The sequence below is a fragment of the Agrobacterium sp. S7/73 genome, from assembly GCF_019355535.1.
Taxonomy (GTDB): domain Bacteria; phylum Pseudomonadota; class Alphaproteobacteria; order Rhizobiales; family Rhizobiaceae; genus Agrobacterium; species Agrobacterium tumefaciens.
Genome location: NZ_CP072136.1, coordinates 880,861 through 894,470 on the forward strand (window position 1 = coordinate 880,861; position 13,610 = coordinate 894,470).

General features: G+C 58.9%; 13 protein-coding genes and 1 tRNA gene. 8 read left to right on the forward strand and 6 right to left on the reverse strand.

From position 1 onward, the window contains the following. Window positions 1–22 precede the first annotated feature (22 nt). Window positions 23–1,054, reverse strand: coding sequence for an endonuclease/exonuclease/phosphatase family protein (locus J5276_RS04040; RefSeq protein WP_112154006.1), 1,032 nt, complete (start codon window positions 1,052–1,054; stop codon window positions 23–25). A gap of 109 nt (window positions 1,055–1,163) precedes the next feature. Next, the gene (locus tag J5276_RS04045) at window positions 1,164–1,616 is read right to left on the reverse strand and encodes an RbsD/FucU family protein (RefSeq protein WP_003513061.1); all 453 of its coding nucleotides are present in this window, start codon (window positions 1,614–1,616) and stop codon (window positions 1,164–1,166) included. A gap of 265 nt (window positions 1,617–1,881) precedes the next feature. On the opposite strand from J5276_RS04045, the gene J5276_RS04050 reads away from it, so the two are divergent. The 5 genes from J5276_RS04050 (at window position 1,882) to J5276_RS04070 (ending at window position 8,420) form a co-directional block, all read left to right on the forward strand. After that, window positions 1,882–3,126, forward strand: coding sequence for a PLP-dependent aminotransferase family protein (locus tag J5276_RS04050; RefSeq protein ID WP_025593984.1), 1,245 nt, complete (start codon window positions 1,882–1,884; stop codon window positions 3,124–3,126). Between the two features lie 313 nt (window positions 3,127–3,439). Further along, entirely contained in the window at window positions 3,440–4,423 is a 984-nt protein-coding gene (locus J5276_RS04055) for an ABC transporter substrate-binding protein (protein WP_013636459.1), read from the forward strand. A 9-nt stretch (window positions 4,424–4,432) separates the two neighbouring features. Continuing rightward, window positions 4,433–6,127, forward strand: a complete 1,695-nt coding sequence (locus J5276_RS04060; RefSeq protein ID WP_019565334.1) for an iron ABC transporter permease — start codon at window positions 4,433–4,435, stop codon at window positions 6,125–6,127. Continuing rightward, a complete protein-coding gene (locus J5276_RS04065) occupies window positions 6,115–7,143 on the forward strand; it encodes an ABC transporter ATP-binding protein (protein WP_013636457.1) in 1,029 nt (342 codons plus the stop codon). The genes J5276_RS04060 and J5276_RS04065 overlap by 13 nt, the downstream gene beginning before the upstream one ends. Before the next feature lie 167 nt (window positions 7,144–7,310). Then, a complete protein-coding gene (locus J5276_RS04070; protein ID WP_003513055.1) occupies window positions 7,311–8,420 on the forward strand; it encodes an endonuclease/exonuclease/phosphatase family protein in 1,110 nt (369 codons plus the stop codon). Window positions 8,421–8,438: 18 nt separating this feature from the next. On the opposite strand, the gene J5276_RS04075 is transcribed toward J5276_RS04070, so the two are convergent. Beyond that, a complete protein-coding gene (locus J5276_RS04075) occupies window positions 8,439–10,178 on the reverse strand; it encodes a diguanylate cyclase (protein ID WP_112154004.1) in 1,740 nt (579 codons plus the stop codon). A gap of 207 nt (window positions 10,179–10,385) precedes the next feature. On the opposite strand from J5276_RS04075, the gene J5276_RS04080 reads away from it, so the two are divergent. After that, a tRNA-Thr gene (locus tag J5276_RS04080) sits at window positions 10,386–10,461 on the forward strand. A gap of 56 nt (window positions 10,462–10,517) precedes the next feature. On the opposite strand, the gene J5276_RS04085 is transcribed toward J5276_RS04080, so the two are convergent. Next, window positions 10,518–10,871 carry a nuclear transport factor 2 family protein gene (locus J5276_RS04085; protein ID WP_025593977.1) on the reverse strand — a complete coding sequence of 118 codons (354 nt, stop codon included), beginning with the start codon at window positions 10,869–10,871 and terminating at the stop codon, window positions 10,518–10,520. Window positions 10,872–11,188: 317 nt separating this feature from the next. On the opposite strand from J5276_RS04085, the gene J5276_RS04090 reads away from it, so the two are divergent. Continuing rightward, complete coding sequence (locus J5276_RS04090) at window positions 11,189–11,791, forward strand: J domain-containing protein (RefSeq protein WP_003513049.1); 603 nt, start codon at window positions 11,189–11,191, stop codon at window positions 11,789–11,791. A 19-nt stretch (window positions 11,792–11,810) separates the two neighbouring features. Here the strand turns inward: J5276_RS04090 and J5276_RS04095 are convergent, their stop codons facing one another. Both J5276_RS04095 and J5276_RS04100 read right to left on the reverse strand, forming a co-directional pair. Continuing rightward, the gene (locus tag J5276_RS04095) at window positions 11,811–12,422 is read right to left on the reverse strand and encodes a DUF922 domain-containing Zn-dependent protease (RefSeq protein ID WP_003513048.1); all 612 of its coding nucleotides are present in this window, start codon (window positions 12,420–12,422) and stop codon (window positions 11,811–11,813) included. Window positions 12,423–12,579: 157 nt separating this feature from the next. Then, on the reverse strand, window positions 12,580–13,035 hold the full coding sequence (locus J5276_RS04100) for a PRC-barrel domain-containing protein (RefSeq protein WP_003513045.1): 456 nt from the start codon (window positions 13,033–13,035) through the stop codon (window positions 12,580–12,582). Between the two features lie 140 nt (window positions 13,036–13,175). Between J5276_RS04100 and J5276_RS04105 the strand changes: the two genes are divergently transcribed. After that, a complete protein-coding gene (locus J5276_RS04105; protein WP_112154003.1) occupies window positions 13,176–13,610 on the forward strand; it encodes a DUF1801 domain-containing protein in 435 nt (144 codons plus the stop codon).

Below are 13,610 nucleotides of genomic sequence, written 5' to 3' on the forward strand. Positions count from 1 at the left end.
TCTGCATTGGGCCTGGCTAGGATCACACGATGGCGTCGGCTTCCTCGATAATGACCGATACGGGAAAGTGATCGGAGAAACCACCGAGATTGACGTTTTTGACTGCATCGCCTTTCGACAGGCCGAAGCGGATCGGCCCCTCATTCTTGCTGTGGCTGACCATGGCGGCAATGGCTTCAATTTTCGCGGTTTCCTCGCGCACCGCGAAGCCGCTGCTCCCGGTCAGAAGCGATCTTGAGACGAGGATCTGGTCGAAGATATTGGCGTCGCCGTTGAAATAGAGCGTGCCATAGATCGTTCTTGCCGTACCGACTGAATCCACTACCTGCTGGCGCAGGTAGTTCCAGGTGAGATTGTAGAACATTGCCGATTGCGAGCTTTCCACATCGTAGCGCTCGCGGGTGGAATTGGCGTGATAGCGCAGCGATGCATCGGAAGGGTCGTCGTTGAAATCGCCGAAGGCGACGACGGCGATGTCGTTACCTTTCTCTTCCCTGATCCGCTGGTGCCAGTAACCCAGCGTCTCACCGGCGGTCATGCGAAAACCGGCGCTTTCCACCGCACCGCCGGAGCGCGACGGCCAGTGATTGGAAAGCGCGATGAGCTGGCGTCCGCCCTTGGTGATGAAGGTGCATTGGGTAATGTCGCGCGTGCCGGTGCGGCGCATCACGAAATGGCTGAAAATCTCGGTTTCGTTGATCAGTAGCTTCTTGCTGTCATAGATGAAGGCCGTATCGATGCCGCGCTGGTCCTTGTTGGAATCTGCATGCACCACACGGTAGGCGCGCTCAGGCATGAGGTCGTTCAGATGTTCCGCAAGCGTCTCCAGAACGAAACGGTTCTCGACTTCGCACACGCCGAGCAGATCCGGCCCGGCGCCGCCGATCTGCCTTATGATCAAACCGAGTTGCCTGAGCTTGGTCTTGAACAGATCTTCGGTCCAGCCTTTGAGATCGTTCTTCAGCCGCTCGGCAATCCAAGGTTCGCGCGCTGGATAACCCTCCGGCGCAAACAGGTTTTCGACATTCCAGAACGCCAGGACATATTGGGTCATGATACCTCACACCTCCGGTTGGTTTTACAAAACCTAGTGGAAGTTTTTGCCACAACAACTTGAAATTGTCATGACGGGTTTAGCACACGACCCAGTCTGCCGTTCGATCTTATTTGCCCGGCGGGATGACGCCCTTCGTCAGCAGGAAGCAGCCGTAAAAACGGGTCTCGCCTGTTGTGATGACGCAATATGCTTTTTTAGCCTGTTCATAGAAGGCGAAGCGTTCGATACCATACATGGGGGCGGATTTTCCCTCCGCCGCGTCTATTTCCTTCTGCACTTCGACCTGTACGGGTTCCAGCTGGTCCGGCGCGCCCATCACTTCCATGCGTCCGACCGAAGGCTGCAGCGGCGTGTCGAGTGGCAACACCGAGAGGATCGCCTGCATGGCGCGGGCGGCGGAGATGTTGTCCATGCGCAGCACCTTGCCGACCGTTGTCTGGCGAGCCACCGAATCGGAAGGGAAGTTGGTGTCGGAAATCACCAGCGTATCGCCGTGACCCATGGCGCGTAGCGCGTGAAGGACATCGGCATTCAGCGCCGGGTCGATATTTTTCAGCATGTCGTCAAACTCCCATGATGCTTTCGCCGTGTCGCGGCGCGTGGCCGCAATCCAGCCGGAAAACCTTGCCGCGTCAATCGCAAACGGAAGATTGTGAAGCTTTGCGCAAGGGTGTATTTGGCTTTGTCCGCCAAAGGCGGGCCCAAATGCGGGTAACGTGCAGGGAGGCAGAAATAATTCGAAAAACTGATAAGTCAGTATTGCTGACGTATCGACATTTCTGTAAAGATGCACGCATAAAAACGACACAAGAGGAAACGTACCCATGCTTGATTGGGAACAAATTTTCGCCACGCGCTCGTCGCGCATGAAAGCGTCTGAAATCCGCGAGCTGCTGAAGCTGCTCGAGCAGCCCGATATCATCTCCTTTGCCGGCGGTATTCCGGACCCGGCTCTTTTCCCCGCAGAGGAGTTCCAGCAGGCTTATGCGGAAATTTTTTCGGGTTCGCAGGTCAACTCGGCGCTGCAATATTCGGTGAGCGAAGGTTACAAGCCGCTGCGCGAATGGCTGGCGGGCGAAATGGCCGAGATCGGCATTGAATGCACTGCCGACAACGTCTTCATCGTTTCCGGTTCGCAGCAGGGTCTCGACTACCTCGGCAAGCTGTTCCTGTCGCCGAAGGATACCGCGCTGGTAACCTGGCCGACCTATCTCGGCGCACTTTCCGCCTTCAACGCCTATGAGCCGAATTACGACCAGCTCAATCCCGGCGGTAACCGCACGCCCGAAGCTTACCGCGAAACCGCGGCAAAGCTCGGCGGCGCGGTGAAGTTCGCTTATCTCTCTGCCGATTTCTCCAATCCGACCGGGGAAACCGTTGATCTTGCCGGCCGTGAAAAGGTTCTGGCGCTGGCTGACGAGCTGGATATCGCCGTCATCGAAGACGCCGCCTATCAGTCGCTGCGTTACGACGGCGAGGCGGTTCCGCCGATCATGGCGCTGGACATTGCCCGCTCGGGCGGCATCGAGAACACCCGCACCATCTATTGCGGCAGCTTCTCCAAGACGCTCGCACCCGGCCTTCGCGTCGGTTACATCGTTGCGTCCGCGCCAGTTATCCGCAAGCTGGTGCTGATGAAGCAGGCCGCAGACCTGCATTCCTCGACGATCAACCAGATCGCCATTGAACGTGTCGCTTCGCGCGGCTTCGACAAACAGGTCGCCAAGATCAAGGCTGCCTACAGCGCCCGCCGCGATGCGATGCTGGCTGCGCTCGACAGATACATGCCGAAGGGCACGCGCTGGACCAAGCCGGAAGGCGGCATGTTCATCTGGGTCACCCTGCCGGAAGGCATGGATGGTGCCGCACTGCTGGCAAAATCCATCGCAACGGAGAAGGTCGCCTTCGTTCCGGGTCGCGCCTTCTTTGCGGATGGCTCGGGCACGAACACGCTGCGCATCAGCTTCTCCTGCGCCAACGAGGCGATGATCGAGGAAGGCATGAAGCGGCTTGGCCGGTTGATCGCGACGGCGCAGGCGGAGACGACCGAAGTGGTTCCGGCGATTTGAGGGTTGCGAGGTTTTCGGCAGCGACAGGGGGTGCGGCTTACCCCCCCCCCTCTGTCCTGCCGGACATCTCCCCCACAGGTGGGGAGATCGACCCGTGGTGAGGTTTCGCCCATCTCAACGTTCGAAAATTAAGTGACGAAAGAGCGTCTTGCCGATCCCCCTCCTTGTGGGGGAGATGCCCGGCAGGGCAGAGGGGGGGTAAGCCCCGGTCTCCACCTTGGCTACCGAGATCACACCCCTAAAATCCTGCCTGTCACATACATGTTATGCAATCATGTTTTAGCGGTCCCACGAAACAACAGGGACTGGACCTATGAAAACGCTGCTTTCCGCTTTTACCGCCATCGTATCGCTCGGCTTCATCGCCACCGCTGCCAATGCTGCCGACCTGGTGCTTTATACCAGCCAGCCGAACGAGGACGCGCAGGCGACCGTTGATGGTTTCAAGGCCGCCAATCCCGGTATCGAAGTCGAATGGGTGCGTGACGGAACGCCGAAGATCATGGCCAAGCTGATGGCTGAGATCAGCGCCGGCAATCCGGTTGCCGACGTGCTCTTGATCGCCGACACCGTCACACTCGAGCGTATGAAGCAGGCTGGCCAGCTTATGGCCCACAAGTCGCCGGAAGCGAAGAACATCGACGCCTCGCTCTACGATGCGGACGGCTATTATTATTCCACCAAGCTCATCACCACCGGCATCATGTATAACACTGCCGCTGCGATGAAGCCGACGAGCTGGAAGGATCTTGCCAAGGCGGAAGCCAAGGGTCTGGTGACCATGCCGAGCCCGCTGACCTCTGGTGCAGCGCTGATCCACGCGCAGACGCTGGCCGCTGCCAACGGCCTCGGCTGGGACTATTACAAGCAGCTGAAGGCCAATGAAGCCATTTCCGGTGGCGGTAACGGCGCGGTGCTGAAGTCGGTTGCATCAGGTGAGAAGGCTTACGGCGTTGTCGTCGACTACATGCCTATCCGCGAAAAGGCCAAGGGCGCCCCGGTGGAGTTCGTTTTCCCGGAAGAGGGCGTTTCGGCCGTGACCGAACCGGTCGCGATCCTCAAGGGTACCAAGCATGAGGAAGCCGCTAAGAAGTTCGTCGACTACGTGCTTTCGGAAAAAGGCCAGCAGGGCTTCGTCAAGCTCGGCTACATCCCCGCGCGCGCTGACGCTGGCATGCCGGAAGGTTTCCCCGCCCGCGACAAGCTCAAGGTCCTGCCGCTCAACGCCGCGGACGCGCTGAAGAACTCAGAGCAGGATCTGAAGACCTTCTCCGATATTTTCGGCTCCAAGGGCTGATATAGCGGCATGTCCCGATCAAGTGCCTATGGAAACAGCCAGCCGCGCTGGCTGTTTCCTTTTGTGGTGAGCGTCGTTTTTGCGCTCAGCGCCCTGCCGCTCGGGCGGCTCGCCTATACCGGCATTGTTTCGTCACTTAACGGTGACATATGGCGATTGCTGGCTGATCCCGCCCTTTGGGATGCGGCGCTGAACACGCTGTCCACCTCTTTTTTCGGCATGCTGATTTCACTCATGATCGGCGGGGGCTTCGCGCTGGCGCTGACGCTTTGCGACATACGCGGCAAGTCGATCTTAAGCTTCCTCTTCATGCTGCCTATGATGATCCCGCCGCAGGTGACGGCGCTGTCGTGGATCGGCATGACCGGCCCGTCGAGCACGCTGTTAAAGGCCATCGGCCTTGCGCCGCCCATGGGCTCGCCGCAACCGCTCTATTCCATTGCCGGTATCGCGCTTTTGCTCGGCGTGCAGCATGCGCCGCTCGTCTATCTGTCGCTGCGCGCCGGCCTGCTCGCTTTGCCGCAGGATGGCATCGAGGCGGCCAAGCTTTCCGGTGCTTCGCCTCGCCGCGTGCTGTTCGATATCATCCTGCCGCTTTCGACGCCGGGATTGATCGCCGGGGCGGCGATCTCGTTTGTGTCCAATGTCGGCAATTTCGGTATTCCGGCGATCCTCGGTATTCCGGCCTCGATCTTCACCCTGCCGACGCTGATCTACAGCCGCTTCGCCAGTTTTGGTGCGAGCACCTTCGGCGATATCGCCATTCTCTCGACCATGATCGCCATCATCTCCGTGGCCGGTCTTGCGCTGCAAGAGCGGGCAATGAAGGGCAGGGACTATCGCATCATCGGTCTTTCCGGCAAGGCCGCGACTTTCAAGCTGTCGCGCTGGCGTGTAGTGGCTGAGCTTGTCCTTTGGCTCGTGCTGTTCTTCATGCTGGTTGCACCACTTGCTGCGCTGGTGGCAAGCTCGCTTGCCCCCGCCTATGGCGTGCCGCTCAGTCTCAAGACCGCTACGATGCACGCCTATGAGGAGCTGCTCTACCGGCAGAGCGTGACCCGCACAGCCTTCCGCAACTCGCTGTTTCTGGCGACGGTCACATCCCTTTGCCTGCTTGCGGTGACGGTGTTGACCGCCTATTTCCTGGTGCGCGGCAAAAGCCGCTTCATGTTCCTGCTGTCGGCGCTGGTGGATATTCCCTATGCGCTGCCAGGTGTGGTGATTTCCGTATCCTTCGTCCTGTTGTTCGCGGCCCCCATTCCGCTGCTCGGCATCACGCTTTACGGCACGATCTGGATCATTCTGCTCGCCTATTTTTCCTCCTTTTTCGCCGTCAGCCTCAAACCGATGGTCAGCGCCTTCCTGCAATTCGATCCGTCGCTGGAAGAGGCGGCAAGGCTTTCGGGCGCCGGTTTCTGGCGGCGGTTGAAGGACATCATCCTGCCGCTGGTCGGGCCTGCGGCTGGCGCTTCCGTCATCCTCGTTTTCCTGATCGCCTGCAATGAGCTGACGGTTTCGGCGCTCCTTTGGTCCGCCGGCACGCAGACGCTCGGTGTGCTCATCTATAACCTCGATGACAGCGGCAGCTTCGATCTTGCCTCCGCACTTTCGGTGCTTGTCGTCATCATGGTGATTTTCCTCATGCTGCTGCTCGAAATTCTGGGGCGCTATCTGCCGAAAGGAGTGGTCCCTTGGCGAAACTGATCCTCAATCGTCTGACGAAAAGCTTTGGTGCCGGGTCGAAACCCGCCGTTGACGACGTCTCGCTCACGGTGCGTGAGGGAGGTTTCCTCGCGTTGCTCGGGCCTTCCGGCTGCGGCAAGACTACGGTGCTGCGCATGATCGCCGGTTTCGAGCAACCGACTGATGGCTCCATCCTGCTCGGCGAGCGGGTGCTGGCCGATGCAGGCAGCATGGTGCCGCCGGAGCGGCGCAACATGGCGATGGTGTTCCAGTCCTATGCGCTCTGGCCGCACATGTCGGTTGCCGACAATGCCGGCTATCCCCTGAAAGTGCGCGGCATTTCCGGCGAGAAATATCGCGAAAAGGTGGCCCAAGCGCTGGCAGCCGTACGCCTTGAAGGCTTTGCGGACCGCCGTCCCGCCGAGCTTTCCGGTGGCCAGCGGCAGCGCGTCGCTTTGGCCCGCTGCCTCGTCACCGAACCCGATGTGGTGCTGCTCGACGAGCCACTCGCCAATCTCGACCGGCATTTGCGGCAAGAGATGGAGGAGACCTTTCGCGAGTTCCACATCCGCTCCGGCGCGACGATGATCTATGTCACCCACGATCAGGCGGAAGCCATGGCGCTGGCAACCGATGTCGCCGTGATGTCTCAGGGCAAGCTGCTTCAGGTCGCGCCGCCCGCCGAGCTTTATGCACGACCCGAGGGGCGTCTTGTCGGCTCGCTGGTGGGGCAGGGCGCCATTCTCTCCGTGCCGATGCCGGAAGGTTCTTCGCGGGATATTGACTGGGACGCGCTCCGCACAGCGATGGATAACGGTGGGCAATTACCACGGGCGGATATTCTCGTGCGGCCGCAGGACGTGGTGCGGGATGCGGATGGAATCACCTGCACCGTGACCTCGGTTCTCTACGAGGGCGAGCGTTATGCCTTGCGTCTCGACCTGCCGGACGGGCAGGCGCTTCGGGCTTATTCTCGAGAATCGGTTGCGGTCGGTGACCGGTTGCCGGTTGCGATTCGTGCAGCGTGGCGTCTTTAGCATTTGCTTGCTCCCTCATCGCTGGGCTCGTCACAGGAATGAGGGTGGGGAATATCCCCGCACATAAAATCCGACATCGTGAATAGGGAAATCTGATCGACGCGACTGGCCACTGGCGAGACCGAACGGGAGCGGCTAAGCTCCCATTCCAGCAACAGGAATGAAACATGTCGCTTCGGCTCGCCACCTTCAATATCGAAAATCTTCTCACCCGTTTCGACTTTACCGGTTTTCGCAACCAGACGCGGCGCGACAGGGCGATCCAGCTTTTCGATATCAGGGACGAGGCGACCTATCAGGCGCTGGAAAGTGCGCGGGCAGTCTCTTCCACAGACGATACGCGGCAACTTTCGGCGCTGGCCATTGCGGATGCGGATGCCGACATTCTCTGCCTGCAGGAAGTCGACAACATGGCGGCCCTGCAGGCTTTCGAATATGGCTATCTCTACCGCATGGTCGGCAACGGCTATCTGCAGAAATATCTGGTGGAGGGCAATGACAGCCGCGGCATCGATGTCGCCGTCGTCATGCGCGAGCAGACCCGAGACGGCGACAAGATCGAGGTCATCGACATCAAGAGCCACGCCGCGCTAACCTACCGCAATCTCGACCTCTTCAATCCCGCACTTGCCGCGACCAACCAGATAGACGACAAGATTTTCAAACGCGATTGTCTGGAAATCGATCTGAGGATCGGCGGCAAACCGCTGACGCTTTACGTCACGCATTTCAAATCCATGACCAATGCCCGTGACGCCATAGATGCCCGGCTCGCCACCATGCCGATTCGCGAGGCGGAAGCCATGGCCGTTCGCCGCATCATCGAGAACCGCTGGGGCGCAAACAATACCCGCAACAAGAATTTTGCCATCTGCGGCGACATGAATGATTATCAGGAACGCATTTCGATTTCCGGCGACCGGCGCAGCGGCTACAGCTTTACGCCGGTCGAAGAGGAGCGGAGCGCGCTAGATATCTTCACGGCGGATGATTTTGTGACCAATCCGATGTCGCGCCGTGACGTCATGGATCGCTGGACGCTCTATCATTCGCGCGGGCCACAGGAACAGCATCTCTGCCAGCTCGATTATATCTGGCTTTCCCCGCATCTTGCGCAGATCAATGCGACAAGGGTTCCCGAAATCATCCGCGCTGGCCAGCCTTACCGGACGGTCTTTCCGCCGGGGCAGGAGGTGGATCGTTATCCGCGCACCGGCTGGGACCGCCCCAAGGCTTCCGACCATTGCCCTGTCGTTATGACGCTCGATCTGATCTGATCTGCTGCTCCGGGCCGCCTAGCCGTTGGCTACCTTGGGGAAATAGGTCGCCCACACCCGGTTGCGGCCCGCACGCTTCGCCTCATAAAGCCGGTCGTCGGCAATTGCGATCAGCTCGTCCCAACTGTTGATCGCCCGTGCCTCCTGCCAGACCACGCCGAAACTTGCCGTCAGTGACAGCCCGCTTTGTTCATCAATGACCTGGGCTTCAATCAGCCGGCGCAGGCGGTCGGCGGTGGCGGTCGCCGTCGCGTGGCTGACATCCTGCAACACGACCACGAATTCCTCGCCGCCATAGCGCGCCAGAATATCGTTTTTACGGAGGGCGCCTCTTAAAAGAGTCGCTGTCTTCTGTAGCGCGAGGTCGCCCATGGCATGGCCATAACGGTCGTTGATGGATTTGAAGTGGTCGATGTCGACAATCATCACGCCAAGCGCCTGCAACTGCTCCTCGCCGCTCAATATGGCACGAACGGTCTTTTCCAGCGCACGGCGATTGGACACACCGGTCAAGGCATCTGTTTCTGAAAGCGTGCGTAATTGTTCGGCCAGCGCAGACTGCTGCTTTTCCATTTCTTCCTTCTGGCGAAGCTGCTCGCGCAGGAAATCCAGTTCCTCGAACATTTTCTTCACTTCCGGAGCAGCCTTGTCCTGATACAGGGCTCCTGAAAGATCACCAGCAGCGATTGCGGCGATCTGCGTCTGGACGGATTGCATGGGGCGGAACAGTGCCGTTCTGTAAACCGATGCAAGCCGCAGCAATACCAGAACCGCGATGAGAGCGAGGAGGAGAGACGTTCCACCATAGATCAACGCCTGTTCCTTGTTCCTTTCTATCCTTGCCCGTGTTTCGGCGAGAATAAGGTCGCGCAACGTGCTCGAGGAACGCATGCCCTTGATGTAGTTTTCGGAGAATTCGCGAACGCTTGGCTGCGCGGACGGCACCACCATCGCAATCGTATTCTGCGCATAGGGAAGTGCCTGGCCGAAATAGAAGATTTCAATATCGCGAAACGCTGCATCGACGCGTGGTGTGGACAGGTAAGCGGCGGTGTAGTTCGTCAGCGACGATTTCAGCAGTGTGAGGCTCTGTATTTCCGTGTCGAATTTGGCGCGGAGGCTCAGCTTGTCCTGCCTGTTCGCCCGCAGGCTCATGACCACGTAGGAACCGAGGCGACCGATCCGGTCCCGCATCACTCCGGCCGTGCCGGTCATAGCGATGTCGATCGCTACATTGGGCGTTACCTTGATGATCGCGCGAGCGGTCTTGCCGCGCAGCATGTTGACGCTGTCCGCCGCCTTGAACATCGCAAAAATTGCGTTGGACATTGCCGTGTAGCTGCGCGCGGATTCGGGAAGTGCAGCAACCTGATCGACCGCTTCTCGGGATTGCGCCAGTTTTCGGCGTGTATCGACCAGCGATTTTGCCAATTCTGGCTGCGCCCTGATTTCCGCGGCAAAAGAGTTTTCGAGTTCCACCAGCTTGTCGTCCGTCGCCTTGCGCGCTGCGGCCAGCTCCTGGACCAGTTTTGCATCGGGGGAAGACGCGCCCATCAAATTATTGGCAGGACCACGCTCGGCCGATACCAGCCATGCGGACTGGAGGGCCGTTTCGAAGCGGCTGAGTTGCTGCGCATTGGTCCGGTAGCGTAAGTAACTGGAAACGCTCGGCAGGGCGGCAAGGGTTGCCAACAAGATGGAACTTACCGCTATGACGATCGTACCGGTTAGTTGGATTTTCTGTATGCTTGCGCGCATGCGATGCGTTATTCCCGGTGGGATGGTTATGAATTATCGCCATTTTAGCTACATCGCGTAAATACTTCGCTTATTTTGCAGGCCTTTTCCCGCGACCTGGTGATTGAAACCCACAGGTACGGTGTGGAAAAGAGGTCTCCCAACGGCGCGCAATCAATTTTTGCTTTACACGAAGTGAGAATCTGATAGTTGGCAAGGCACTGGATTGCCCTTGTAGCTCAGTTGGTAGAGCACCTGATTTGTAATCAGGGGGTCACGAGTTCGAACCTTGTCGGGGGCACCAGTATTTTCAATGGCTTGGCCATTTCCACCCATATTATTCCTGCATTCGCACAACGCCTATGGCTTGATGTGATATAGCTTGTGCACGATTGCCCAGTTGCCGTCGCGCTCCAGCAAGGACAGGTATTCGCTAAAATCCATGCCGTCGAAACGGGTCGTCAGCTTCACGGACGCGCTGTCGCCTTCCTTGTCGATGCCGAGGATTTCGAAGACGGGGTCGTGATCGGGCAGGCCGCGTTCGCTTTTCCGTATCTGCTCGGCAAAGTCCTCCAGTGAGAGCCATTCCGTTTCACCCTGAAACGTCCCGACGATGCTGGCGCGCGGATCGAAAACATCACGCATCAGGCCCTCATCCGCATAGGCCATGGCGTGCACATAATCCGTCACTGTCTGGGTAATGGTTTGCGGCATAGGATCGTCCCTCCCTTCAGATCCAAAAGCCAAGCTTACACCCGTTGGAGCCGTTCCACCATAAGCACCGTAAAACCTGCGGGTTGCACGGTTTTCCGCATGGGTAGGCAGCTTGGCCCGGCGTGTTTTGCCATGACTTTCCACAATTTTGTCCCGCCCGTGATTATAGTCGCCATGGGTCCGACAAATTTGAGGATCAAGGGCTTTTGCGCCGGCGCGGGGGTGCCGCGCGGGCGGAATTCGCTTATGATCTGTGCGCGAGCCGCACGGGGGTGGCGTATGGCATGCGGTAACAGTTTGCGTTTGAAGGTGTTTTAGTGATCGATCCCTATGTTTTGCTTGGCGTGGAGCGTGATGCCGACGAGGCGGCGATCAAGTCCGCTTACCGTAAGGTGGCGAAAGCCGCCCATCCCGACAGCGGGGGCGATACCGACCAATTCGCACGCCTGCAAACCGCTTACGAGCTTTTGAAGGATCCGGTGCGCCGCAAGGTGTTCGACGATACCGGTTACGATCCGCAGCTTGCCGATGCCAAGGACCTAAAAGGCCTGCTGATGCTGGAAACTCTGGTCAACGAATTCATTCTGGACGAGCGTGAGCCAGGCAGCTTCGACCCAGTGGCCGCCATGCGCCGCAAGCTGACCGACGATATCCTGAAAAGCCGCTTTCACATTCTGGAACTGGAGCGTCACCGCACGCGGGTGCGCAAACACATGGACCGGCTGGGCAGAAAGCCGGAGACCGATGTTTTGAGTTCCATGTTGCGTGCGCGCAGCCAGTCCATCGCCGAAGCCATCCGCAATGCGGAAGCGCAGATAGAGGCGATCGAGCAGGCCTATACGATGCTGGAAGGCTATTCCTACGAGCTGGAAAGCATATCGCTCTCCGAACCGCTGCTGAAAGGCGAGGCGGCGGAATAGCCGTTTCCCCCTGGAGTTCTCAGGGACCGTTGACGAGCGCCAGGATGAGCTGATGCACGCGGCCACCGGGCGAAAGCTCGTCCCGGTCGAAATCGCGTCCGCGTTGGCGCTGCTCGTTGGATAGCTCACCAAGCCGCTGTTGAAGGACAACGCGCACTTTCTGGCATTTCGGATCGTTTTCCGCTCTCAGACCGGTGCTGAATGCCTCGATCTTCTGCACCATGTCGAGAATGTGCTCGCCATGAACGCGCTCATGGGTTTCCACACCGGAAATAAAGGTTTTCCAGCTGGCGGCGACCGCGGGCGGCAATCTGGCCGGCGCTTTCGGCCAGGTATAGATGATTGTGAGATTGGGCTTGGCGGTGGCCAGTACGCAGGCACCGTCCGGTTGTGGACGATAATCGCGCCGCCATGTCAGCTTGAAGGTGGTGTGGGCGATGGCCTGCACACCGGCGGTCGGGCCGCGTTCGCCTATGGACTGGTAGAGCGCTCCGCCCGTATCACCGCTGATCGCATAGGTTTTTATCTGCTCGGCTGGTTTCCAGCCGGCTGACTGTGCTGATAGCGGAAGGGTGCTCAGCAATATCGTCATAGCGCTGATGGTGAGGGAAGAGAGAGTTTTGGCGGGCACGCATCGATCCTTGGTGTCTTGCGCGCCGAAGATAGGCGAGAGCTGGGCTGCTAGGCAAGCGCCGTGAGAGAGGGATTGTCGGATACTGCGCCGAAATTCCACACACGAAAAACCCCCGCGACGGATCGCGGGGGTCAAGCTTGCGACTGCAGGGGAATCAGTCGTCCAGCTTGTCGTAGTCGAGCTTCGGTGCGTTCTGCAGCGCTTCCTTGGTGGTATCGACATAGGCCTTCCAGGTGCCGTTGTCGTTGTGGACTGCAACCGAGGCCGGGTCGAGCACCACATAGCTCTTGTCGATGCCGAGGAAACCGCCGACGCTGGCAACGAGGCCGATCACCGATTTGCCATCGCCGATGACGACATCCTCGATTTCGCCGATGTTTTCGTTCTGGGCGTTATAGATATCCAGACCGTCGAGCTGGGAGGCGGTGAGGTCGGTTTTCTGGACATTGACGAACTTCAGCGGGCCGTTAGCCTTGGTGCCCATGGTGATGCCGGGACCGGACAAAGTCGCATCGGCGCCAACAGCAGGCGCAGTCGCAGCCGTCTGGGCAAAAGCCACGGAAGAGGAGAGGGCTGCTGCGGCAGCGAGAGCGATGACGTTGATTTTCATGATGTTTCTTCCCTTTGTATGCTGAACGTTTCGTTCGGGGAAGAAACGGTGAAGGCCGGATTTGGTTCCGCGTGGGAGCGCAGGAAATTTTGGTTTATGCTGGTAGCGGGAGCACTGGCACGCCAAATCCGGAGGACGTTATGGCAAAAAACACTGACAGCAAGGAAGCGGAGGAGAATGCACCGTCGGTTCTCATCGATCGAAAGATCGCGGAGCTTGGCGACTGGCGTGGCGAGACGCTTGCGCGCATCCGGGCGCTGATAAGGAAGGCCGATCCGGATGTGACGGAGGAGGTGAAATGGCGCGGCGTGCCCGTCTGGGAACATGCCGGTATCATCTGCACGGGCGAAACCTACAAGACAGCCGTAAAGATGACGTTTGCGAAGGGCGCATCGCTTGAAGACCCGGCCGGCCTGTTCAATTCGAGCCTTGAGGGCAATACGCGACGCGCCATCGACTTTCACGAGCGAGATGAGATCGACGTGGAGGCACTGGTGGCGCTGATCCGCGCGGCGGTGGCGTTAAATGTCGCGGGGAAGGCTGGAAAGAAACGCACGGGGAATAAGGCTGGGTAA